We start from the raw sequence: 23,194 nt of genomic DNA, 5'->3' as shown, positions 1-23,194 counted from the left end.
GCCGCCGTGATCCCGCTGCCCGTCCCGAACACCCGGGCGCACCCGTACCGCGGGCTGTCCGTGCAGGAGGTCGACGTCCCGCTCGACGAGCGGTCGGTCCTCGCGTACCTGCAGGGCCGCGAGGTCTACCGCCGCACGGACTTCCTCGCGCTGCGCAACGGCGGTGCGACGGTGCTCGTCGCCGTGCGCAAGGAGAGCGTCGAGCCGCTCTTCTCCCCCGTCGTCGAGGCCCGCGTGCTCGCGGGCGTCGACGAGACGGCGTGGGTCGAGTCACCGGAGACGGACGTCGGCAACGCGACGTCGCTCGCGGCGGCCGCCGTCCCGGGGGCGCGGGTCACGGTCGTCCTCGGCCGGTTCCAGCACGTGAACTTCCTCTGGGAGCCCGCGCCGATCCGGGTGCGCGTCACCGAGGTCGTGCCGCCGCACCCGCCGAAGCTGTTCCTCCAGGCGCAGCAGGTCATCGCGTACGACGAGGACCTGCCGCCCGTCGAGCTGGTCCTCGACGCGGTCGACGTCCACGACCTGGCGGCGGCGAACCCGGCAGCGGGCTACCTGCTGCCGTGCCGCGGCTCGGGCACCGACCTCGGTGCGCCCGTGGAGTTCCTCGACACCCGGCCCCCGGAGCGGCACGACTGGACGCTCATCGGCTGCGAGCGGTCGGTGCAGTTCCACCGGCACTTCTACGGCGACGAGCCGCCGCGCGTGGACCTGTGCCCGCGCAAGCGCGTCGAGGCGGGGCGAGCGGACGGCATCGGCAACGGGAACGGCAACGGTGCGCGGACGCCGTCCGCCGAGCACGGCGTGACGCTCACGAAGTGCTGCCTCATCGAGCGCGGACTCGAGGTCGACGGCGACATGGCCGTCGTCCCGTGGGGCACGACGCTCGACGAGATCCGCGACGGCCTGCGGGCGATGCTCCTCCCGCTCGCCCCCGAGGCGGTGCAGGGACTGTCGCCGTCGGTCGCGCGGATCGAGGCCCCCGGGTGACGGCGCTGCCGCCCGACTCGGTCGTCTACCGGCACCTGTGGTCGACGCCCGAGCTGCGGGCGCTCTTCGACGACGAGGGCCGCACCCAGCGCTGGCTCGACGTCCTCGCGGCGCTCGCCGAGGCGCAGGCCGGGCTCGGCGTCGTGCCGGCGGAGGCGGCGGCCGCGATCCGGGCGCACGCGGACGTCGGGCTGCTCGACCTCGAGCAGGTCGCCGCGGGCACCCGGGCCACCGGGCACTCGACGCTCGGTCTCATCCGGTGCCTGCGCGAGCTGCTGCCGGCGGAGGCCGCCGAGTGGGTCTACTACGGCGCGACGGTGCAGGACGTCACCGACACCTGGTTCGCGCTCGTCATGCGCGACGTCCTCGACGTCGTCGAGCGGGACGTGACCCGTTGCCGCGCAGCCGCTCTCGACCTCGCACGCCGGCACCGCGGCACCGTGATGAGCGGACGCACCCACGGCCAGCCCGGCCTGCCGGTGACGTTCGGGTACAAGGCGGCCGTGTGGGCCGCCGAGCTGGGGCGGCACCTCGAGCGCGTCGCGCAGGCCCGCCCCCGGCTCGAGGTCGTGCAGCTCGGCGGCGCGCTCGGGACCCTGGAGTTCTGGGGGGACGACGCGCTGCCGCTCCTCGACGCGTTCGCCGCCCGGCTGGGGCTCGGCGTCCCCGAGCTGCCGTGGATCACGGCGCGGGACCGGGTCGCCGAGTTCGCGACCCTGCTCGCGCTGGTCACCGGCACGCTCTCGAAGATCGGCAACGAGATCTTCGAGCTCCAGCGGCCCGAGCTCGGCGAGGTCGCGGAGCCGTTCACGCCCGGCCAGGTCGGCAGCATCACCATGCCCCACAAGCGCAACCCCGAGCTCGCCGAGCACCTCGACACGCTCGGCCGGGTCGTCCGGGCCAACGCGGGCACCGCGCTCGAGGGCATGGTCGCGCTCCACGAGCGGGACGGCCGCGGCTGGAAGGCCGAGTGGCTCGTGCTGCCGGAGAGCAGCCTGCTCACCGGCGCCGCGCTCGGCTTCGCCGCGAAGCTCCTCGAAGGGCTCCAGGTCGACGGGGCCAGGATGCGCGCCAACCTCGATGCCCAGCGCGGCTACCCGATGTCGGAACCGGTCATGCGCCGGCTCGCGGACCGGGTCGGCAAGCACGTCGCCCACGAGACGGTCTACGCCGCGACGATGAAGGGCGTCGAGCGCGGCGTCGACCTGCGGACGGCGCTCACCGACGCCGGCATCGTCGGGCCCGGCGGCCTCAGCGCCGACGAGCTCGACGCCGCCCTCGACCCGGTCAACGCGCTCGGCGCCGCGACGGCGTTCGTCGACCGCGTGCTGGCCGGCGGCGGACCGGCGGGGACGGCGTGAGCGGGGGCCTGCTCGACGTCCCGCGGGTGCGCCTCGGCACCCTGCCCACTCCCCTGCAGCCGGCGCCGCGGCTCTCCGACGCCCTCGGCGTCGAGATCTGGCTCAAGCGCGACGACCTCACCGGGCTCGGCCTGGGCGGCAACAAGGTCCGCGGCCTGGAGTACCTGCTCGCCGACGCCCTCGCGCAGGGCGCGGACTGCCTCGTCACGGGCGGCGGCCCGCAGTCGAACTGGGCGATGCTCGCGGCGCTGGCCGCCCGCACCCGCGGCCTCGACACGACCCTCGTGACCTTCGGGTCCCCGCCCCCGCAGGGCCCGGTCGGCAACCACGCCCTCGCCGTCCTCGCCGGGGCGACCCTGCACTTCACCGGCGACGACGACCGGTCCTCGGTCGACCGGGGCGTCGACGCCGTGTGCGCCGACCTGCGCGCGCAGGGCCGCCGGCCGTACGGCGTCCACCGCGGCGGAGCGACCGGCGTCGGCGCCCTCGGCTACGTCGCCGCCGGGCTGGAGCTCGCGGAACAGCTGCAGGAGAACGGGTCCCGGCCGCGTTCGCTGTGGCTGGCCACCGGCTCCTGCGGCACCCACGCCGGCCTCGCCGCCGCGCACGCCTGGCTGCGCCCCGGCTACGACGTCGTCGGTGTCACGGTGAGCCGGCCCGCCGAGGAGTGCCGGGAACGGGTCCGGCGCATCGCCGACGACGCGGCGGCGATCCTCGGGACCCCCGCGCAGCCCGGCCCGCCGACGGTGCTCGACGGCTTCCTCGGCACGGCCAAGGGTCGCCGCTCGCCCGCCGGCGACGAGGCGGCGTCCCTCGTCGCGAGGACGGAGGGCGTCTTCCTCGACCCGGTGTTCGCGGCGAAGGCGATGGCCGGGCTGCTCGCCTCGCTGCGCGGCGAGACCGACGTCGCCGTCGCCGGGCCGGTGGTCTTCCTCGTCACCGGCGGCGCGCCGACCCTCTTCACCGCCTGACCCGGACGCCGGGCGGCTGCGCTCACGCCCCGGCGAACGCGACGACGTGCCCGTCGGGGCAGAGGCTGTAGCCGACGTGCGCCCCCCAGGACCGTGGCGACACCGGGGACAGCTCGGTCGCCCCGGCCGCGAGGGCCCGCCGGTGGTGCGCGGGCGCGTCGTCGACGACGAGGTAGACCTCCGCGCGCGGCACGCCGCGTGCCTGCGCCGGGTCCGGCAGCCCCGGCCCGAGCAGCGACCGGATCCCCGCCTCCGGCATGAGTCCCAGGACCGTCCGGTCGGTGAGCGCGAACTCGGCCATCCCCGGCACGTCGAGCACCGGAGCGGTTCCGAGCACCCGCTGCCAGAAGGCGACGGCAGCGCTCTGGTCGGCGACGTAGAGGATGAGGTGGGCGCGTGCGGGCATGGCGACATCCTGGCCCTCCCCGGGGTGCGGCCGGGTCAGCGCCCCGGCCGCCGGTAGCGCAGGAGCGCGCCCTGCCCGGAGCGCTCGACCGACTCCAGCTCGAGGTCGTCGGCGCCGGCCGGTCCGGTGAACAGCCGCCGCCCGGTCCCCAGGACCGTCGGCAGGACGACGACGCGGAACTCGTCCACGAGGTCCCGGGCCGTGAGCTCGTGGACGATCCCGACGCTGCCGATGACGACGACGTCGCGTTCCGCACGCAGCCGCTGCACCCCGTCGACGAGGTCGCCGTCCAGGACCGTCGAGTTGTGCCATCCGCTCACGTCGGTGAGGGTCCGGGTGACGACGACCTTGCGGGCTGCGTTCATCCGCGCGGAGAAGTCGTCGGTCCGGGCCGGCCAGCGGCGCGAGAACACCTCCCAGGTCACGCGGCCGAAGAGGAGGGCGCAGGTGTCGAGGGTCCCGCCGAGCCGGAACTTGTCCCCGGCGAGCGTCTCGGGCCCGTACCGGTAGAGCCACCCGCCGCCGGGTGTGCCGGCCGAGCCGTCGGGGTCCTCGACGAAGCCGTCGAGCGTGGCGTAGTGGATGGCGATGACGCGGTGCACGGTGCCTCCTCCCGACCGGTCGCCCGGCCGGCTCGCATGCTGGTGCACGTACCTACCGGCGGGGCCCTGCGGACTCATCGGTCGGCCGTGAGACGGTCTCGGGCGGCGGTACCGTCGGACGACGTCACGCGGCCGGCGCGGACGCGGCAGCGAGGGGTGCGGGTGGACGGCGTCGATGCTCCCGGCGGGACGGACCTCGGACCGGCGCTGGACAGGCACCGCCGCGAGCTCGTCGTGCACTGCTACCGGATGCTCGGCTCCGTGCACGACGCGGAGGACCTCGCCCAGGAGACGCTGATGCGGGCCTGGGCGGCGCGCGGCCGGTACGACGCGACACGGGCGTCGGTGCGGACCTGGCTCTACCGGATCGCGACGAACGCCTGCCTCACCGCGCTGGAGAGCAGGCCACGCCGACCGCTGCCGTCGGGCCTGGGGCCTGCGGGCACGGACCCCGACGTGGCACTCACGCCCGACGTCGAGGTGCCGTGGCTCCAGCCGATCCCTGGCCGTCTGCTGGAGCTGGGCAGCGACCCGCAGGCCCGGGCGGCGCAGCGGGACAGCGTCCGGCTCGCGCTCGTGGCCGCCCTGCAGCTGCTCCCGGCACGCCAGCGCGCCGTGCTCCTGCTGCGCGACGTCCTGGAGTTCGGCTCCGCCGAGGTCGCCGGGCAGCTGGGGACCACCGTCGCGGGAGTGAACAGTGCCCTGCAGCGCGCCCGCGCCACGCTGGCCGCGGCCCTGCCCGCCGAGGCCGGGATGCGCGCCCCGGACGACCCGGCGGTCGCAGCGACCGTCGAGCGGTTCGTCGCGGCGTTCGAGGCGGCCGACGTGGCGGCGATCGTGGCCCTGCTGACGGACGACGTCGTGCTGGAGATGCCCCCGGTCCCGCTGTGGTTCGCGGGCCGGGAGGACTACGGCCGTTTCATGCAGCGCGTGTTCCGGGTCCGCGGGACGGGCTGGCGCGCGGTGCCGGCGACCGCGAACGGGCAGCCGGCGCTCGTCGCCTACTGCCCGGACGCCGACGGGGTGCTGCGGCTGCACACGCTCCAGGTGCTCACGGTCCGGCCGGACGGGATCGCCCGCAACGTCGTCTTCCAGGACGGCGCGGTCTTCGAGCTCTTCGGCCTGCGACCGGTCCTCGACGGCTGAGCCGCCGGTCAGGGATGCGCGTGCGCCGTCCCGAGGTGCCCGAGCGGCACCGGTGTCGGTGCTGCGGCCGGCTCGGGCAGGCAGGCGTGCGGCCCGTCCTCGGGCAGCAGGTCGAGGGTGTCCGAGCGCAGGCCGAGGCGCAGCGTCTCCAGCGCGACGACCTCGTCGGCGGGGATGTTGCCGAGGTTCGCGACGGCGCCGAGCCGGCGGACGAACCAGGCCTGCTGGTCCTTGCGGGGGGCCTCGAAGATGACCTTCGCCGCCGGGAGGTTGCCGACGATCGCCTCGACGAGCTCGGTGCGGACCTCGCCGGTCGGCGTGTAGAGCCCGACCGTGCCGCTCTCACGGGCCTCGGCGATGAGGATCGAGGCGCCGGCCTCGAGGTCCCCGGTCATCTCCTCGACCCAGTCGTCCGCGACGACGTCGACGCGCGGGTTCTTGGAGCCGCACTCGGAGAGCACCGTGAAGTCCTGCGAGAGCCGGCGGATCAGCTCGCGCTTGCGGGTCGTCTCCATCCCGAAGGCGCCGTTCGAGACCTCGACGTGGGTGAGGCCGAGCCGCTGCAGCCAGCGCACGTAGTCCTCGATGCGGCCCTGGTGGTCGCAGATCTCCAGCAGGGTGCCACCGGGGCACATCCGGATCCCGTTCGCCTTGCACAGCGCCACTTTCGCCTTGACGCCGTCGGTGACGTACGCCGTCCCCCAGCCGAGCTTGACGAAGTCGATGTGGTCGCCCGCCGTCTGGAGGAGCGACTCGAGCGCGACGTAGGACAGACCCTTGTCGAGCACGTGGGTGAGCCCTTCCGCGCGCGGCTTCACCGAACGGGGCGGGAGGCTGAGGAAGCCCGGACCGATCTGCGACACGGAGGCCTCCTCGGCACGACGACGGGCAGCGGGTCTGCGGAGTATCGCGCCGCGGCCCGCGGCGACGATGTGGCCCCGCAGGACGAATTCCTCCGCGGACTCTGTCCTGCACGCACGCGGATTCCGCGGCGGCGGCGGGGCTACGGTCCTGCCGACGATCAGCTGTGACCTGGCGCACATCAGCGTGCGGCGGGCGCAGACCAACGGCCGGCAGCGTCGCCGAGACCGAGGAGAAGCACATGCGTGTCGGAGACAAGGAGATCCTCATCCCGACCTCCATGGTCGGGAACTACCCGAACCCCCGGTGGTGGGACGCCGGGCCGGTGCGGGACTGGGCCGGCGACCAGGAGCCGCCGGACGCGTTCATCCGTGAGGCGTTCCAGGACGCGATGCAGGCGATCGTCCACGACCAGGAGTCGGCGGGCCTCGACATCATCACGGACGGCCGCCTCCACGGCGACAACTACGCCGACCAGGCCGTCTACTACTACTTCAAGCGGCTCGGCTACGACCTCAAGGGCGGCCACCTCGGCTTCCCGATCTACAGCCGCCTCCACGCCGGCACGCTGCACGGCGAGCTCAAGCGTCGCGGCGCCATCATGGTCGAGCAGGCCAAGGCGCTGAAGAAGGCGACCGGCAAGGCGACGAAGGTCCAGTACACGGGTGTCCAGGTGCTCGCCCAGTGCACCAACGACCTCTACTACGACAACCCGCGCGACCGCGCGATGGACCTCGCCGCGGCCATGAACGAGGACATCCTCGAGGTCGACGCCCTCGGCGTGGACTTCATCCAGCTCGACGAGTTCACGTGGCCGTACTTCTACGAGGACTGGGCGATCGAGGCGTTCAACCGCGCCGTCCAGGGCGTGCAGAACGCACAGATCATCGTCCACATCTGCTGGGGCAACTGGGGCGGCACGCCGGCCTACTACCCCGACGAGACGGCCCAGGCCGGCGAGGTCTTCGACCTCACCGCCCGCAAGGGCGAGGCGCCGTCCGCGACGGCGTCCGTCATCCCGAAGTCCTACGAGGCGAAGTTCGACGTCCTCAACCTGGAGAACTGCGGTCGCCGCTCCGACGACCTCTCCGGGCTCGACGTCATCAAGAACCACCCGCTGCCGGACAACGTGAACTTCTGGGCCGGGGTCATCGACGTGAAGTCGACGATCACCGAGACCGCCGAGGAGGTCTGCGACCGCATCATGCGCCTGGCCGAGTACATCGACCCGGACAAGCTCGGCGTGACCACCGACTGCGGCCTCATCCTGCTCCAGCGGTACATCGCCGTCGACAAGCTGCACGCCCTCGCGGCGGGCACCGAGATGGCGCGCAAGAAGCTGCGCGGCTGACCGTCGTGCCCGTCTGGGAGCTCGTCTGCCCGGACTGCGGGCACACGTTCCGGTCCCTCGTCATGGCGGGGGCCCGGGTCCCGGCGGTCTGGGTCTGCTCGGCGTGCGGGAGCCGCCGGGCGGGCCCGGCGTCGGTCGAGGCGACCGACCCGTTCACGACCCGCCCCGGCGGGTCGGGATGCGGGTGCGGCTGCGGCTGACCGGCACCGCACCACCGAAGGCCCCACCCGCTGCGGCGGGCGTCCCCCGGGACGCCCGCCGCAGTCACTTTGCGCGCCGGAAAGCCCTGTCCCCGAACGCCAAAGACGGCAGGGACCTTAGGTGGTGGAGGACATGGCCCGCCCCGGACGACGCACCTAGCGTGGCGGTCATGTCCAGGCGCCTGGTGGTCATCGGTGGCGGGGCCGCAGGCATGTCGGCGGCCTCCGCCGCCCGGCGCACGGACCCCACGCTCGACGTCGTCGTCCTCGAGGCGACCGGTCACGTCGCGTACGGGCTGTGCGGCATCCCCTACTACCTCGCGGGCATCGTGCCGAAGGCCGACGACCTCCTCGCCTACCCCGCGAACCACTTCGCGACGGCGCGCGGCATCGACGTCAGGTTCCACTCCCGGGCCGTCGAGGTCGACGCCCCCGGCGGCTGGGTGACCTACCGGCACGAGGGGCGCACGCACCGGATCTCCTTCTCCGCGCTCGTCGTCACGGCCGGCGCCGCGCCGGCCGCGGTGACGCTGCCGGGGGTCGAGGCGGGGCGGGTGTTCACCATCCGCACCCTCGAGGACGCCATCGCCCTGCGCAGCCTGCTCGACGCCGGCCGGATCGGTCGCGCGCTCGTCGTCGGCGCCGGGTACATCGGGCTCGAGATGGCCGAGGCCCTCGCCGAGCGCGGCTGCCCGGTGACCGTCGTCGAGCGGCTCGACCGGGTGCTGCCCAACCTCGACGCCGAGATGGCCGCGCACGTCGAGGCGCACGTCCGCGAGCACGTCGACCTGCGCCTGGGCACCGACGCCGCCGACGCCTGCGACCCCGTGCCGGACCTCGCCGTGCTGTCGGTGGGCGTCCGGCCCGCGACGACGGTGCTCTCCGCGGCGGGCGCCCGCACCGGGCCGGCCGGCGCCCTGCTCGTCGACGACCGGATGCGGACGAGCCTGGACGGTGTGTGGGCCGCCGGGGACTGCGTCGCCCCGCTGCACCTCGTCACCGGGCGGCCCGCGTTCGTGCCGCTCGGGACGACCGCGAACAAGACCGGGCGGGTCGCCGGCACGGTCGCGGCCGGCGGTGACGCGACGTTCGGCGGCATCGTCGGCACCGCCGTCGTCAAGGTGTTCGACCTCGAGGTGGCCCGCACCGGGCTCACCCTCGACGAGGCCCTGGCGGCCGGGTTCACCGCGCACGCCACCGACGTCGTCCACCGGTCGAGGGCCAAGTACTACCCCGGCTCCGAGGAGCTCCACGTGCGCCTCGTCCACGGCGACGGCGGCCGGCTCCTCGGGGCCCAGCTCGTCGGCCGCGAGGGTGCGGCCAAGCGGGTCGACGTCGTCGCGACCGCGCTCCACGCGGGCTTCACGGTCCAGGACCTGGCCCGGCTCGACCTGTCCTACGCCCCGCCCTTCTCCCCCGTCTACGACCCGCTGCTCGTCGCGGCGCAGGCCGCCGAGCGCACCCTGGAGGCGGTATGAGCACCGGCACCCCCGACGTCCCGGAAGCCGTTGCACCGCAACGGGTCGCGATCGTCACCGGCGGGGCGTCGGGCATCGGTCGCGCGACGTGCGCACGACTGCTCGCCGACGGGTTCACCCTCGCGGTGTGCGACCTCACGGCGGACGGCGCGGCCGCGGTCGCCGGGCCCGGTGGCCTCGCCCGCGCCGTGGACGTCGCCGACGCCCCCGCCGTCGAGGCCTTCGTCGCCGAGGTCGTGGCCGCGTACGGCCGGGTCGACGTCCTCGTCAACAACGCGGGGATCGCCGGTGACCAGACCGCCACCGTGCTGCACGCGACGCCGGTGGCGGAGTGGGACCGGGTGATCGCGACGAACGTCCGCGGCCCGTACCTGTTCGCCCGCAGCGTGCTGCCGGTCATGGTCGAGCAGGGCGGTGGGCACGTCATCACGATCGCCTCCGTCGCCGGGCAGGTCGCCTTCCCCGGCCGCAGCGCCTACACGACCTCCAAGGGCGCGGCGCTCATGCTCGCGAGGTCCATCGCCGTCGACTACGCCGCCCACGGGATCCGCAGCAACGCGGTCTGCCCGGGGATGGCGCTGACGGGGATGACCAAGTGGCGGCTCGACGTCCCGGAGCTCCGGGACGCCGTCGAGTCGCGGATCCCGCTCGGCCGGGTCGCCGACGCCGACGACGTCGCCGACCTGGTGTCCCTGCTCGCATCTGACCGCATCGGCTACATGACCGGCTCCGCGCTGGTCATCGACGGAGGGTACACAGCGCTGTGACCACCAACGACTCCCCCACGACCGGCAGCACGCCGACCGGCCGGCTCGCCGGCAAGGTCGCCATCATCACCGGCGGCGGCTCCGGCATCGGCCGGGCCTCGGCCCTGCGCTTCGCCGCCGAGGGCGCCGCCGTCGGCGTCCTCGACCGTGACGGCGAGGCCGCGACCGGCACCGTCAAGCTCGTCGAGGCCGAGGGCGGGCGCGCCCTCGCGGTCACCGCGGACGTCGCGAAGGCCGCCGAGGTCGACGCCGCCGTCGACGCCGTCGTCGCGCACTTCGGCGGCCTGCACGTGGTCTACAACAACGCCGGCGTGGACTCGCGCGGCTCCGTCGCCGTCGCCGAGGAGGACGACTGGGACCGGTCCTTCAACGTCAACGCCAAGGGCACCTTCCTCGTCTCGAAGGCCGCGCTGCGGCACATGGGGAAGGGCTCCTCGATCATCAACCAGGGCTCGGTCGCGGCCCTCGTCGGCGTCATGAACTTCGCCGCGTACTGCGCGGCGAAGGGCGCCGTCGTCGCGCTCACCCGCTCGATGGCCGTCGACCTCGCGTCCCGCGGCGTGCGGGTCAACGTCATCTGCCCCGGCACCGTCTACACCCCCCTCATGGAGCCGATGCTCACAGCGCGCGGCGACGGCGACATGGAGCTCGGCCTCCAGCGCACGCTCGTCAAGTACCCCATCGGCCGGCTCGGCGACGTCACCGACATCGCGAACGTCGCGCTCTTCCTCGCGAGCGACGAGGCCGCCTTCATGACCGGCTCGGTCGTCGCGGCCGACGGCGGGATGACGGCCCAGTGACCCGGCCGGCCGCCCGGGCGGGTCTGCCGTGACGGGCTTCCACCTCGCCGCCGACAAGCGGACGACGCTCGAGGAGGCCGTCGCGCACGTCCGGGACGGCGCCACGCTGGCCCTCGGCGGCGGGCTCGCCGCGCGGCTGCCGATGGCCCTCGTCCGGGCCCTCGTCCGGCAGGGCACGACCGGGCTGCGGGTCGTCGGCTCCGCGCACAGCATCGACGTCGACCTGCTCGTCGGTGCCGGCGCCGTGGCCGTCTGCGAGGAGAGCTACGTCGGGTTCGAGCAGGACCTCGGGCTGGCCCCTGCCTTCCGGCGCGGTGCGGAGAGCGGCAGCCTCGTCGTCCGCGAGAGCTCGTGCGTCACGATGCTGACCCAGCTGCGGGCGGCCGAGATGGGCGTCCCGTTCCTGCCGGTCCGCGGGCTGCTCGGCACCGACCTGCCGACGCTGCACCCCGAGTGGGGCACGGTCACGTGCCCCTTCACCGGCCAGCTGCTCGCCGCCGTCCCGGCCCTGGCCCCGGACGTCGCCCTGCTCCACGCGCCGATCGGCGACGCCGCGGGCAACCTGCACCTCGACCAGCCGTACGTCCTCGACGAGCGGTTCGCGCACGCGTCCCGGGTCGTCGTCGCGAGCGTCGACCGGCTCGTCAGCACCGCGGAGGTGGCCGCGGCCGGGGTCACCGTCCCGGCGCACGTCGTCACGGCGGTCGTCGAGGCCCCGTTCGGCGCGCACCCGACGTCCTGCTACCCCGGCTACGCGTACGACCGCACGCACCTCGCGGAGTACGTCAAGGCCGCGAGCGCCGGCGGCGACGCGTTCGAGGCGTACCTCGACCGGTACGTCCGGGTCGAGGAGCAGACCTATCGCGACCTCACGGGGGCCGAACGGCTCACGGCGTGGTCGGCGTCCGACGAGCAGTGGCAGGAGCTCTTCCGATGAGCGCGCAGACCGACGGACGGGCCGGTGCCGTCCGGTCGACGGACGGCTGGACCCTCGACGAGTGGTTCGTCGTCGCGCTGGCCCGGACGGTCGCGGACGGCGAGGTCGTCTTCCACGGCTTCGCCAGCCCCTGCGCGCAGGTCGCCATGCACGTCGCCCGACGCACGCACGCGCCCGGCTCGCTGCTCGTCGAGGGCGCGACCTACGCGGTGAACCCCGAGCCGGCGTTCGTGCCGCCGACGAGCAACGACCTCGCCCTGCACCGCGACGCGGTCTACCGGATGCGGTTCGAGGAGTTCTTCGACGCCGCGTGCCGGGGCGCCGTCGACCGGATGTTCCTGTCCGGCGGCCAGATCGACGCCTACGGCAACACGAACGTCACCGCGATCGGCGGCATGCCGCATCCGAAGATCAAGCTCGGCGGCGGGGGCGGCGGCGCGAACATCTCCGCGACGATCGGGGCGCTCACCGTGTGGACGACCCGGCACGGCAGCGGCCGCACCCTCGTCGAGACCGTCGACTTCCTCACCGACCTCGGGCACGTCACGCCGGCCGGCACCCGCGCCGAGCTCGGGCACACCGGCGGCGGCCCGCAGTGGCTCGTCACCGAGCTCGGCGTGCTCGACTACACCGCCGACGGCCGGGCCCGGCTCCTCGCGACCTTCCCCGACGTCACCGTCGCCCAGGTCGAGAAGGCCACCGGGTTCGCGCTGGCGGTCGCGGACGACGTCGGGACCGTCCCGGAGCCCACCCCCGCCGAGCTCGCCGCCGTCCGGGACGTCGACCCGCTCGGCGTCCGGCGGCTCGAGTTCGGGCCCTCGGACCTGGCGCGGCACTTCGGGCCGGCGGCCTGACCGTGCCGGACGCCGCACCGGGTGTGCCGCTGCTCGACGCACTGTTCGCGCCGCGCAGGGTCGCCCTCGTCGGGGCCTCGGACCGGCCGGGCACCCTCGGCGCCCTGCTGGGCCGCAACCTCGCGTCGTTCCCCGATGAGGTCGTCGCCGTCCGCTCCGGGCAGTCGCTGCGGGACCTCGACGGCCCGGTCGACCTCGCGGTCGTCGCCGTCCCGGCGGCTGCGGTGCCCGCCGTCGCCGCCGACGCGGCGGCCGCCGGGGTCACGGCGATGGTCGTGCTCTCGGGCGGCTTCGCCGAGACCGGGCCGGACGGCGCCGCGCTCCAGGCCGCGCTCGTCGCCGCGGCGGCGGGCGGCACGGACGGCGGGCACCGGGTCCGCGTCGTCGGGCCGAACTGCTTCGGCGTCCAGAACTGCGACCTCCCGCTCAACGCCTCGATCGCGTCCGGCCTGCCCGCGGGCGGCGGCGGGATCTCGTTCGTCAGCCAGTCCGGCGCCTACGGGATGGCGATCTACGACCTCGCCCACGACGACCACGTCCGGTTCGCGAAGATCTGCGCACCCGGCAATACGAGCGACGTGAGCGTCACCGAGCTGCTCGACGCCCTCGCCGGGGACCCGGCGACCCGGACCCTGTGCTTCCTCCTGGAGTCGCTGCCCGACGGCCGTGCCTTCGTCGAGCGGGCCCGGGCCGTCACCGCGGACAAGCCCGTCGTCGTCCTCAAGACCGGCCGGTCGGATGCCGGGGCCCGGGCCGCGGCCTCGCACACCGCGGCGCTCGCCTCCCGGGAGGCGGTCTGGCGCGGCGCGTTCCGGCAGGCCGGGGTGGTCGAGGTGTCGAGCGGCCAGGAGCTCCTCGACGTGGCCCGTGCCGTCGACGGCCAGCCGCTGCCCCGCGGCGACCGGGTCGCGGTGGTGACGAACAGCGGCGGCACCGGCGTCGAGCTCGCGGACCTGCTCGCCGACGAGGGGCTCGTCGTGCCCGAGCTGAGCCCCGCGCTCCAGGAGCAGGTCCGGGCCCTGCTCCCGCCGTACGCGAGCCCGGCGAACCCGGTCGACGTCACGCCGGCCTGGTCGCTCTTCGCGACCGTCTACCCCGCGCTCGTCGACCTGCTCGCCCGGTCCGGGGAGGTGGACGCCGTCGTCCCGGTGCTCCTGCAGCGCTCGGCGACCGACCCGGGCTGCGTCGAGGGAGTCCGGGCGGCGGTCGAACGGCTGCGCGCGGAGGGCGTGGACGTGCCGGTCTACGTCTGCTGGGTCGCCCCCCGCTCGGCCCGCCCGCACGCCGACCTGCTCCAGGCGGCGGGCGTCCCCGTGCTCGACTGGCCGGCCCGGACCGCCCGGGCGATCGGCAGGGCCCGGGCGGCCGCACGGGCCCGCACCCGGGTCGCCGCCCGGNCGCCGATCCGGCGCCGCCCGACCCGACGGACCCGGTCGCCGTCGCGGACCTGCTCCGCGGCAGCGGCATCGACGTCGTCCGGGCCGCCCTGTGCACGACCGCGGGCGAGGCCGCGGACGCCGCAGCGGCTGCCGGACGCTTCCCCGCCGTCGTCAAGGTCGCACGGTCGGCGCACCGCAGCGACACCGGCGGGGTCCGGCTCGGGCTCGCCGACGCCGCGGCCGTCCGCGCCGCGGCGGCCGACCTGCTCACCGGCACGGACGCCGTCCTCGTGAGCCCGCAGCTGGCCGGCGTCGAGGTCGCGGTCGGCGCGCTGCGCGACCCCTCGTTCGGCCCCGTCGTCATGGTGGGCCTCGGCGGGATCTGGGTCGAGGTGCTCGACGACGTGGCCTTCGCCCTGGCGCCGCTCACCCACGCCGAGGCCCGCGACCTGCTCCTCGGGCTGCGCGGCGCCGCGCTGCTCACCGGTGGCCGCGGGACGGCGGCGGTCGACCTCGACGCGCTGGCGGCCGTCGTCGTCCGGGCCGGGGACCTCCTCGTCACCCGGCCGGCCATCGCGGGGCTCGATCTCAACCCCGTGCTCGCGTCCGCCGCGGGTGCGGTCGCCGTCGACTGGAAGATCACGGTCTGAGCACGTCGTCCCGATCACGCCTCGGCTCGCCAGGACCAGGCTGACGCGGATGTTCGTCCTGCGGGGCCGACGCTGGCCCCGCCGCCCGCACGTACTCTCACGGACACGTCCCGCCATCGCCGCCGCGGACGCCCGCCGAGCCTCTCGGCGTGCCGCGGTGCACCGGGACGGGATGCGGGGTGCCGACGTCGGCGCCCGTCACGAGGACGACGACGCGGGAGGCCGGCACGTGGACGTTGCAGAGGTCGTGGCCAGGGCGCGAGCAGCCCAGGCGGTCGTGGAGAACTGGGACGCGGACAAGGTCGAGGAGCTCACGACCGCCGTGGCGTACGCCGTGGCCCGCAAGGACCGCTCCGAGGAGCTCGCCCGGCTCGCGGTCGACGAGGCCGGTTTCGGCAATTACGCCGACAAGGTGACGAAGATCCAGCGCCGGGTGCTCGGCGTCCTGTCCGACCTGCGGGCCACGAAGACCGTCGGCGTCGTCGAGGAGGACCCGGCCCGCGGGCTGGTCAAGATCGCCAAGCCGGTCGGGGTCGTCGCCGGGCTCGTCCCGACGACCGGCCCGGACGCCACCCCGCCGGTCAAGGCGCTGTGCGCCCTCGCCGGCCGGAACGCGATCGTCTTCGCGGCCCACCCGCGGAGCAAGCGGACCACCGACGCCGTCGTCGGCTACATGCGGGAGGCCTGCGAGCAGGTCGGCGCCCCGGCCGACCTCGTCCAGGTGCTCCCCGAGGCGAAGATCGCCCACACCCAGGAGCTCATGAAGGCCGCGGACCTCATCGTCGCGACCGGCGGCGCCGGCATGGTCAAGGCCGCGTACTCGTCGGGCACCCCGGCGTTCGGCGTCGGCGTCGGCAACGCCGTCCACGTCGTCGACGAGACCGCGGACGTCGCGGACGCCGCGTCCGCGATCGCCGTCGCCAAGACGTTCGACTACGCCACGAGCTGCCTCGCCGACAACTCCGTCGTCGCCCACGACGACATCTACGACGACCTGCTCGAACGTCTCCAGGGCCTCGGCGGGTACGTCTGCACGGCCGAGGAGAAGGCACGCCTGCAGGCCGTCATGTGGCCCGACGGCGGGGAGATCCCGAGCCCGACGGTCATCGCCAAGTCGGCCGGCGTCATCGCCGGGCTGGCCGGCATCGAGGTCCCCGAGCCGACGTCCTTCCTCGTCGTCCTCGAGGACGGCGTGGGGCACGAGCACCCGTTCAGCGGCGAGAAGCTCTCCGTCGTCCTGGCGCTCTACCGCTACTCCGGCGGCATCGAGAACGCCGTCGCGCAGGTCAACGCGATCACCGGCTACCAGGGGCTCGGCCACACCTGCGGGATCCACACGGCGGACGACGGCCACGTCGACGCCCTCGCGTTCGGCACCAAGACCGCCCGGGTCCTCGTCAACCAGAACCTCAACGAGGGCGCCGGCAGCCCCCGCAACGGCCTGCCGTTCACGCTCAGCCTGTCCTGCGGGACGTGGGGCGGCACGATCACCACCGAGAACGTCAACGCCCGGCACTTCGTCAACCTGACGTGGGTGTCCCGGGTGATCGCGCCCAAGACCGTGGACGCCGAGTCCCTCTTCGCGCGACACTTCGAACGGTATGGGCGATGACACCGGGGGCCCGTCGATGACGACGACCCCGATCACGATGGGTCGGCCGGGCATGGCGATGGCGCCGGGCGACCACATCTGCGCGTTCTACCGCGGCCCGGCGCAGCGCGACGAGGTCCTCCTGCCGTACCTGCGTGAGGGGATCCTCGCGGGCGACAAGGTCATCTGCGTCATGGACGACCCGGACGTCGAGCAGGTCACCAAGCCGCTCTCGCTCGAGGCGGACGTCGAGGCGTCGCTGAGCTCGGGCCAGCTCGACCTGCTCACCTCGGACGCCGCGTACATCCCGGACGGCACGTTCTGCCTCGACCGGATGCTCGACTTCTGGGAGGCCGGCGTCGGCAGCGCGGTGCGCCGCTCCGGGTACACGTTCGTCCGGGCCGTCGGCGAGATGACGTGGGCGCTGCGCGACCTGCCCGGCGTCGAGGACCTCGTGCGCTACGAGGCGCGGCTCAACCGGTTCCTGCCGAGGTACCCACAGGTGATCCTCTGCCTGTACGACCTCGAACGGTTCACCGACGGCCAGGTCCTCATGGAGCTGCTCCGCACCCACCCGAAGGTGCTCATGTCGGGGCAGCTCCTGGAGAACCCCTGGTACGTCGAGCCCGAAGAGTTCGCGGTCGCATGAGCGCCCCCGAGCTGGAGATCCCCCACCAGCTCGGGCGGGGGCTGCTCTCGACGATGCGCAGCCTGCTCGTCCTCGGCCAGCTCATGACCGAGAGCACGGGTGAGCGGCAGATCCTCGACCTCGCGATGACCGCCGTCCCCTCGCTCGCCCGGTGCCGCGTCGTCGGCATCGAGCAGGCGGGCGGGGCGACCCGGTCGACCGCGACCGTCGGGCTCGGCGAGCAGCTCACCGGTGTCGGCGCGATGGGCGGCGCGGTGACGCTGCAGGACGTCGTCTGGGCCTGGGCGTACCCGCTGGGCGGCCCGCTGCGCGACTACGGGTTCCTCGTGGTCGCCGCGGACGCCGAGCCCAACTCCGAGGAGCAGTTCCTGCTGCGGGCGCTCGCCCAGCAGACCGGCTCGGCGCTCGCCAACCGGCAGCTCCACGCCCAGGAGCTCGCGACGGCGGACGAGCTCGCCACGGTCAACGAGCGGCTGCGCGGCACCGTCGAGGCGCTCCAGCGGAGCATGGAGATCCACGCGCGGCTCACCGCGGTCGCGGTCTCCGACGAGGGCCGCGACGGCATCGCGCGCGCCGTCCACGAGCTGACCGGCCTGCCCGTGGCCATCGAGGACCGCTACGGCAACCTGCGCGCCTGGGCCGGCCCGAACCAGCCCGACCCCTACCCGAAGGACCCGGCCCCGCGCCGGGAGGCCCTGCTGCGGCGGGCGCAGGCGGCCGGCCGGCCGATCCGCGAGGGCGGCACGCTCGTCGCCCTGGCCCACCCGCAGGGCGACGTCCTCGGCGTCATCTGCCTCGTCGACCCGGGCGGCAGCGCGGGCGAGCACGAGGTGATGGCGCTCGAGCACGGGGCGACGATCCTCGCGATGGAGCTGGCCCGGGTGCGCAGCCTCGCCGAGAGCGAGCTGCGGATCCGGCGCGACCTCGTCGACGAGCTGCTCACCGGCACCGACGAGGAGAGCGCCCTGGCCCGGGCCACCGCGCTCGGCTACGACCTGCAGCGGCCGCACCGGGTCGTCGTCGTCGAGGGCCACGGCCGCTCGAAGGACAACGACGCGCTCTTCCAGGCCGTCCGCCACGCGGCGCGCGAGGAGCCCGCCGGCACCCTGCTCGTCGCGCGCGGTGCCCAGGTCGTCCTGCTCGCCGACCACGAGGCGGACTGGGAGAGCCTGCGGCAGGCGGTGATCCGCGACCTCGGCGGCGGGACCGCCCGGATCACCGTCGGCGAGCAGTGCTCGGCGGTCGCGGACTTCCCGCGCTCCTACCGGCAGGCCCGGCTCGCGATGCACCTGCTGCAGACCGCGGAGTGGGACGACCGGGCCGTCCGCTTCGACGACCTCGGCGTCTACCGGCTGCTCATCGGCAACGAGAGCCTCGACGAGGTCGAGCGCTTCGTCGAGCGGTGGATCGGGCCGCTGCTCGCCTACGACACCCAGCGCAGCGCCGACCTCGTGCGGACCCTGACCCACTACCTCGACCGCGGCGGCAACTACGAGGCGACGGCGGCAGCGCTCATCGTGCACCGGAACACGCTGAAGTACCGGCTCCAGCGGATCCGGCAGATCACCGGCCACGACCTGTCCGACCCCGAGACGTGCTTCAACCTGCAGCTCGCCACCCGGGCGTGGCAGACGCTCACCGCGCTGCGGACGACGCCGACCGGCCCGGTGGGCGGGCCGGCGCCGTCCGGGCGCACGGACTGACGGCGCTCAGCTGTCGCCGCTGCTGATCACAGCTCGGCCCTCACGATCTCGACGGCCTCGCCCATGTTCCGCAGCTTCGCGTAGGCGGTCGTGCGGCTGAAGTAGCCCAGGCCGCAGTCGGGCGCGACGAGCAGCCGCTCGGGCGGCACGACCTCGAGCCGGCGCCGGATCCGGTCGGCGATGACGTCGACCGGGTCGACCATGTAGTTCTTCGCGTCGACGACGCCGAGGCCGAGCACCTTGTCCGTCGGGAAGTCCTTGTACGCCGTGAGGTCACCGAACTCGGCGCTCGTCGACTCCAGGTGGACGACGTCCACCGGGGACGCCTCGAAGAGCGGGATCATCTCCCGCGTCTTCGCCTCGAACACGTCGCGCTGACCGTCGACGCTGCCGTAGCAGACGTGCCAGAACTTCAGCATGTCGATGCCCTCGAACATGATCTCCTGGCACTCGATCTGCCACATGTCCTGGGTGTACGGCGCGAGCACGTCGATGAGCTGGACCGCCTCGCAGCCCATGGACTGCAGGTACCTCAGCTCGGCGTTCATCGCGCGGGCGAGGTCCTTCGCGAACGCGACGCCGTCGCCGTAGTGCTGGTCGTCGCAGATGATGCTCTGCTGCGCCGGGCCGAGGAACGCGACCTTGAAGGGCTTGTCCGTCGCGCCCTTCATCGCGTTGACGACGGCCTCGAAGACCGGCCGCTTCCACTCGACCGGCCCCGTGACCGTCGCCTTGTAGAACGGCGCATACTTCACGCCGTCCCCGGGCGGGCCGTACGGCGCGAAGCCGCCGAGGTTCTCGGGGATGAAGTGGAAGATCGGCTCGAGCTGGAAACCGGGGGCCTCCCACTCGTAGTACTGCGCGCCGTCGCAGAGCACGTCGAGCCCGGCGAGCTCCTGCTCCCGGGCGCAGATCTTGCTCGCGTCCTCGTAGGCGACCCGCAGGTTGTGGCTGCGGTAGACGGGCTCGGCGAGGCTGCCGAGGACGCGGCCCTGCAACCAGTGCGGGCGCGGGAACGCCGAGACGGCGGAGGTGGGAAGCAGGATCTCCTGACCACGAATCTGCATCGGGTCACGGTAGACACCGTGATGTGATGTGCGATTCGTCCCGGTAGGACAAGTCGGTTCGGCCAGGGTTGTCAGCGGGCGGCGGCCGGTGCGGCGCCCGCGTGTACCGTGCGGCGCACCGGCGAAGGGAGGCACCCCATGGCGACCGTGCGTGCGTCGACGCTGCTGGCCCCGGGGCGGATCGAGGTCCGGGACTACCCCGTGCCGGCGGAGCTCGAACCGGGCGCCGTGCTCCTGCGGATGGTCGCGTCGGGCATCTGCGGCACGGACAAGCACACCTACCGCGGCGAGACCGTGCAGTACGCCGGGACGCCCATGGAGCGCACCACGCCGTTCCCGATCATCCAGGGCCACGAGAACCTCGGGATCGTCGAGGCCGTCGGCCCGGGCGGCGCACGCGCCCACGACGGCAGCGCCGTCGAGGTGGGCGACCGGGTCGTGCCGGCGCCGAACCGGGCGTGCGGGTCGTGCCGCAGCTGCCGCCGCGCGTGGGCGTACGTCCTGTGCCGCAACCTGGAGAACTACGGCAACTCGCTCACGTGCGAGCACGCGCCGCACCTGTTCGGCGGCTGGGCCGAGCTGCTCTACCTGCGGCCCGGGACGGCGGTCTTCAAGGTCCCTGCGGAGCTGCCGTCCGAGGTCGCCGTCCTCACCGAGATCTTCGCGGTCACGCACTCCCTCGAACGGGTCGCGGCCGCGCGCCGCCCGGGCGGCTTCCGCCCCGGCGACACGGTCGCCGTCGTCGGGGTCGGGTCGCTCGGGATGGCGCACCTCGTCAAGGCGGCGCTCATGGGTGCCGGGCAGGTCGTCGCCGTCGACCGGTCACCGCTGCGGCTGGCCCTCGCGCGCCGGCACGTCGGGGCCGCGACGGTCCTCGTGGGCCCCGACGTGCAGGGCGCCGACCCGGCGGTGCGCGCCGAGGTCCTCGACCTCACCGACGGCGAGGGCGCCGACGTCGTCGTCGACGCGACCGGGTTCCGCGGCTCGTTCGAGCTGTCGGCGACGCTCGTCCGGGACGCCGGCACGATCCTCGAGGTCGGCGCGTTCGTCGACATGGGGCCGGAGGCGTTCAACCCCGCAGTCGTCTGCGGCCGCAGCCTGACCGTCATGGGCGTGGGCGGCGAGGACCTGCAGGCGTACGCCGGGACGCTCGCCCTCCTCGCCCGGCACCGGGCCGCGATCCCGTTCCAGGACATGGTGTCCCACGTCTTCCGGGTGGACGACGCGGCGCTGGCGATGGAGACGTCGCTCGACCCGATGACCGCCACGAAGGTCCTCGTCTCCGAGATGCTCCCCGTGCGGACGGCGGCGCCCGGCGCGGCGGGCCCGGCCGGCTGACCGTCACACGTGGACGACGGCCGCCGCCGAGGACGGGTCGTCGGGGAGCGCGAGGACGACGTACCCGGTCGTCGGGAGGGTCAGCCCGCGGACCAGGTCGGCGTCCTGCGACCGGACGACGCGTGGCAGCAGCCGGCGCAGGACGCCGCCGTGGGACACGGCGAGCACGACCTCGGGCCCGGGTCGGGCGCGCACCTCCGCGAACCAGCCGGTGAGCCGCTCCTCGATCTCCGCGAGGCTCTCTCCGTCGCCGGTCCGCGCCGTCCACTCGCCGGCGTCCCAGGCCGCCTCGGTGCGTTCGTAGGCGGCCCAGTGGGCGGCGTCCGTCGTGCCCTCGAAGGCGCCGACGTCGTACTCGCGCAGCGCTTCCGCGACCTCGAGCGGCACGTCGAGGGCGTGCGCGACGACCCGGGCGGTCCCCCGGGCGCGCAGCAGCGGGCTCGTCACGACGAGCCCGATCCCCTGGTCCGCCAGGCTGCGGGCGAGCGCGTCGGCCTGGTCGAGCCCGGTCGCGGTCAGCGGCGGCCCCAGCGCGCGGTTGGCGAAGCGGTGCTCGACGTTCGCGACGCTCTCGCCGTGCCGCGCGAGGACGATCCTGCGCACCACGGCGCTCAGCCGGCCCCGGCGGGCTGCACCGCGGCCGGCGTGCGCCGGGCGGCGAGGCAGGCGGCGGCAGCGACGAGGCAGAGCACCCCGGCCGTCCACCACGCGGTCGAGTACGAGCCGGTCACCTCGCGGACCACGCCCGCGAACTGCGCGGCCACCGCGGCCCCGACCATGTGGCTCGCGAACACCCAGCCGAAGACGACGCCGGAGCGCTCGAGCCCGAAGGCCTCGCGGCACAGGGCCACCGTCGGCGGGACGGTCGCGATCCAGTCGAGGCCGTAGAACACCACGAAGAACAGCAGCGGGGGCGCGACGGCGGGGCCGAGCACGGCGGGCACGGTGAGCAGGGCTATCCCGCGCAGGCCGTAGTAGGCCAGGAGCAGGTACCGGGGGTCGACCCGGTCGCTGAGCCAGCCGGACGCGACGGTCCCGACGAGGTCGAACCCGCCGATGAGCGCCAGCAACCCGGCGGCGGTCGTCGCGGGCATCCCGTGGTCGTGCGCGGCCGCGACGAAGTGGGTGCCGATGAGGCCGTTCGTCGACCAGCCGCAGACGAAGAAGGTGCCGGCGAGCACCCAGAACTCGCGGACCCGGGCGGCCAGTGCGAGGTTCTGCAGCGCCGTCCGGACGGCACCTGCCGTCGACGCCGCCGGGCGGGAGATCCGCGGGTCGTCGGGGCCCTCGGCACCGAGCGGCAGCAGCCCGATGTCGGCGGGGCGGTCGCGGACGACGAGGAGCACGAACGGGACGAGCAGCAGTGCGAGGACGGCGACGACGAGGCTCGCCGACCGCCACCCCTGCGAGGTCGTCAGCCGGGCGATCGTCGGGAGGAACACGAGCTGGCCCGTCGCCGACCCGGCGGCGAAGATCCCCGTGACGAGTCCGCGGTTCCGGACGAACCAGCGGTTCGCGACGATCGGCCCGACGACGGAGGCGAGCGAGCCGGTCGCCCCGCCGACGACGAGCCCCCAGAGCACGACGAGGTGCCAGGGCCGGGTCATGACGAGGGTGAGGGACGTCCCGGCGGCGATCGCGAGCAGCGCGACGACCGCGACCCGGCGGAGCCCGAAGCGCTCCATGGCGGCCGCGGCGAACGGCGCGACCAGCCCGAACACCGCGAGGTTCAGCGCCACCGCACCGGACGTCAGCGCGCGGGACCAGCCGAAGGTCGCCTCGATGGGCTCGATGAGGACGCCGGTCGAGGACCGGAACGCGGCGGCCGCCACGAGGACGCCGAACGTCACCCCCGCGACGAGCCAGGCGCGGTGCAGGCCGCTGTCCGGGAGCGCGTCGAGGGCGTCGGTGCGGTCGTCCGTACCGGGGCCGCTGTCGGCGACGCGCTCGTGCAACGGCCCTCCAGGCTCGACGTGCCCCGATCCTCGCACGGCGACCGTACGCCTCCGCCCGGCCGAGCGGTCAGACATCCCATGGGTTGGTTGGTCAAGCAGCGACGTGTGCGCGGTGGTGCCAGGCGGTGGTCTCGTTGTACG

22 protein-coding genes and 1 pseudogene are annotated in these 23,194 nt (G+C 74.4%); 17 read left to right on the top strand and 6 right to left on the bottom strand.

Features of this window, described 5'->3' with window-relative positions:
• The first annotated feature begins 6 nt into the window (after positions 1–6).
• The 3 genes from ECOMGDLI_RS21830 to ECOMGDLI_RS21820 are packed head-to-tail and all read left to right on the top strand — an operon-like array spanning position 7 to position 3,319.
• Positions 7–987, top strand: a complete 981-nt coding sequence (locus ECOMGDLI_RS21830; RefSeq protein WP_198955089.1) for a hypothetical protein — start codon at positions 7–9, stop codon at positions 985–987.
• A complete protein-coding gene (locus ECOMGDLI_RS21825; protein WP_088318967.1) occupies positions 984–2,348 on the top strand; it encodes an adenylosuccinate lyase family protein in 1,365 nt (454 codons plus the stop codon). The genes ECOMGDLI_RS21830 and ECOMGDLI_RS21825 overlap by 4 nt, the downstream gene beginning before the upstream one ends.
• Positions 2,345–3,319: a 1-aminocyclopropane-1-carboxylate deaminase/D-cysteine desulfhydrase gene (locus tag ECOMGDLI_RS21820; protein WP_198955088.1), complete on the top strand. Its 975-nt coding sequence runs from the start codon at positions 2,345–2,347 to the stop codon at positions 3,317–3,319. Before ECOMGDLI_RS21825 ends, ECOMGDLI_RS21820 begins: the two co-directional genes overlap by 4 nt.
• A gap of 22 nt (positions 3,320–3,341) precedes the next feature.
• Here ECOMGDLI_RS21820 and ECOMGDLI_RS21815 read toward each other — a convergent pair whose 3' ends face one another.
• Both ECOMGDLI_RS21815 and ECOMGDLI_RS21810 read right to left on the bottom strand, forming a co-directional pair.
• A complete protein-coding gene (locus tag ECOMGDLI_RS21815; RefSeq protein ID WP_088318966.1) occupies positions 3,342–3,725 on the bottom strand; it encodes a VOC family protein in 384 nt (127 codons plus the stop codon).
• A 35-nt stretch (positions 3,726–3,760) separates the two neighbouring features.
• Positions 3,761–4,327 (bottom strand): dihydrofolate reductase family protein, encoded by a 567-nt coding sequence (locus tag ECOMGDLI_RS21810; RefSeq protein WP_198955087.1) that lies wholly within the window; start codon positions 4,325–4,327, stop codon positions 3,761–3,763.
• Positions 4,328–4,489: 162 nt separating this feature from the next.
• Here ECOMGDLI_RS21810 and ECOMGDLI_RS21805 point away from each other — a divergent pair, with 162 nt between their 5' ends.
• A complete protein-coding gene (locus ECOMGDLI_RS21805) occupies positions 4,490–5,473 on the top strand; it encodes an RNA polymerase subunit sigma-70 (RefSeq protein WP_233153582.1) in 984 nt (327 codons plus the stop codon).
• Between the two features lie 8 nt (positions 5,474–5,481).
• On the opposite strand, the gene ECOMGDLI_RS21800 is transcribed toward ECOMGDLI_RS21805, so the two are convergent.
• On the bottom strand, positions 5,482–6,336 hold the full coding sequence (locus tag ECOMGDLI_RS21800; RefSeq protein ID WP_198955086.1) for a phosphosulfolactate synthase: 855 nt from the start codon (positions 6,334–6,336) through the stop codon (positions 5,482–5,484).
• 239 nt (positions 6,337–6,575) lie between these two features.
• Between ECOMGDLI_RS21800 and ECOMGDLI_RS21795 the strand changes: the two genes are divergently transcribed.
• From ECOMGDLI_RS21795 to ECOMGDLI_RS21740, 12 genes and pseudogenes are all read left to right on the top strand, one after another.
• Positions 6,576–7,685 carry a cobalamin-independent methionine synthase II family protein gene (locus tag ECOMGDLI_RS21795; RefSeq protein WP_088282708.1) on the top strand — a complete coding sequence of 370 codons (1,110 nt, stop codon included), beginning with the start codon at positions 6,576–6,578 and terminating at the stop codon, positions 7,683–7,685.
• A gap of 5 nt (positions 7,686–7,690) precedes the next feature.
• Positions 7,691–7,885, top strand: coding sequence for a zinc ribbon domain-containing protein (locus tag ECOMGDLI_RS21790; RefSeq protein WP_088318962.1), 195 nt, complete (start codon positions 7,691–7,693; stop codon positions 7,883–7,885).
• 170 nt (positions 7,886–8,055) lie between these two features.
• Positions 8,056–9,363 carry an FAD-dependent oxidoreductase gene (locus tag ECOMGDLI_RS21785; RefSeq protein ID WP_088319104.1) on the top strand — a complete coding sequence of 436 codons (1,308 nt, stop codon included), beginning with the start codon at positions 8,056–8,058 and terminating at the stop codon, positions 9,361–9,363.
• Positions 9,360–10,130 carry an SDR family NAD(P)-dependent oxidoreductase gene (locus tag ECOMGDLI_RS21780; protein WP_088318961.1) on the top strand — a complete coding sequence of 257 codons (771 nt, stop codon included), beginning with the start codon at positions 9,360–9,362 and terminating at the stop codon, positions 10,128–10,130. The genes ECOMGDLI_RS21785 and ECOMGDLI_RS21780 overlap by 4 nt, the downstream gene beginning before the upstream one ends.
• Positions 10,127–10,930, top strand: coding sequence for an SDR family NAD(P)-dependent oxidoreductase (locus ECOMGDLI_RS21775; RefSeq protein ID WP_088318960.1), 804 nt, complete (start codon positions 10,127–10,129; stop codon positions 10,928–10,930). Before ECOMGDLI_RS21780 ends, ECOMGDLI_RS21775 begins: the two co-directional genes overlap by 4 nt.
• A 28-nt stretch (positions 10,931–10,958) precedes the next feature.
• On the top strand, positions 10,959–11,867 hold the full coding sequence (locus ECOMGDLI_RS21770; RefSeq protein ID WP_088318959.1) for a CoA transferase subunit A: 909 nt from the start codon (positions 10,959–10,961) through the stop codon (positions 11,865–11,867).
• Positions 11,864–12,721, top strand: a complete 858-nt coding sequence (locus ECOMGDLI_RS21765) for a CoA-transferase subunit beta (RefSeq protein ID WP_088318958.1) — start codon at positions 11,864–11,866, stop codon at positions 12,719–12,721. Before ECOMGDLI_RS21770 ends, ECOMGDLI_RS21765 begins: the two co-directional genes overlap by 4 nt.
• Positions 12,722–12,723: 2 nt before the next feature.
• Positions 12,724–14,118, top strand: a pseudogene (locus ECOMGDLI_RS36945) (CoA-binding protein); the annotation flags it as partial.
• 50 nt (positions 14,119–14,168) lie between these two features.
• The gene (locus tag ECOMGDLI_RS36940; protein WP_369812782.1) at positions 14,169–14,750 is read left to right on the top strand and encodes an acetate--CoA ligase family protein; all 582 of its coding nucleotides are present in this window, start codon (positions 14,169–14,171) and stop codon (positions 14,748–14,750) included.
• Positions 14,751–14,922: 172 nt separating this feature from the next.
• On the top strand, positions 14,923–16,362 hold the full coding sequence (locus ECOMGDLI_RS21750) for an aldehyde dehydrogenase family protein (RefSeq protein WP_088319102.1): 1,440 nt from the start codon (positions 14,923–14,925) through the stop codon (positions 16,360–16,362).
• 16 nt (positions 16,363–16,378) lie between these two features.
• A complete protein-coding gene (locus tag ECOMGDLI_RS21745; RefSeq protein ID WP_088289193.1) occupies positions 16,379–16,990 on the top strand; it encodes an MEDS domain-containing protein in 612 nt (203 codons plus the stop codon).
• On the top strand, positions 16,987–18,693 hold the full coding sequence (locus tag ECOMGDLI_RS21740; RefSeq protein ID WP_088318956.1) for a CdaR family transcriptional regulator: 1,707 nt from the start codon (positions 16,987–16,989) through the stop codon (positions 18,691–18,693). Before ECOMGDLI_RS21745 ends, ECOMGDLI_RS21740 begins: the two co-directional genes overlap by 4 nt.
• A gap of 26 nt (positions 18,694–18,719) precedes the next feature.
• On the opposite strand, the gene ECOMGDLI_RS21735 is transcribed toward ECOMGDLI_RS21740, so the two are convergent.
• Positions 18,720–19,760, bottom strand: coding sequence for a hypothetical protein (locus ECOMGDLI_RS21735; RefSeq protein WP_088318955.1), 1,041 nt, complete (start codon positions 19,758–19,760; stop codon positions 18,720–18,722).
• A 138-nt stretch (positions 19,761–19,898) separates the two neighbouring features.
• Between ECOMGDLI_RS21735 and ECOMGDLI_RS21730 the strand changes: the two genes are divergently transcribed.
• Positions 19,899–21,098, top strand: a complete 1,200-nt coding sequence (locus tag ECOMGDLI_RS21730; RefSeq protein WP_088318954.1) for a zinc-binding dehydrogenase — start codon at positions 19,899–19,901, stop codon at positions 21,096–21,098.
• Between the two features lie 3 nt (positions 21,099–21,101).
• Here ECOMGDLI_RS21730 and ECOMGDLI_RS21725 read toward each other — a convergent pair whose 3' ends face one another.
• Positions 21,102–21,704 (bottom strand): histidine phosphatase family protein, encoded by a 603-nt coding sequence (locus tag ECOMGDLI_RS21725; RefSeq protein WP_158221101.1) that lies wholly within the window; start codon positions 21,702–21,704, stop codon positions 21,102–21,104.
• 5 nt (positions 21,705–21,709) lie between these two features.
• Positions 21,710–23,053, bottom strand: coding sequence for an MFS transporter (locus tag ECOMGDLI_RS21720; protein WP_198955083.1), 1,344 nt, complete (start codon positions 23,051–23,053; stop codon positions 21,710–21,712).
• Positions 23,054–23,194 lie beyond the last annotated feature (141 nt).

This window comes from Kineosporia sp. R_H_3 (assembly GCF_002198675.1).
GTDB lineage: Bacteria > Actinomycetota > Actinomycetes > Actinomycetales > Kineosporiaceae > R-H-3.
The sequence above is the reverse complement of the archived record's forward strand: the minus strand, read 5'-3'. Positions and strand labels throughout refer to the sequence as shown.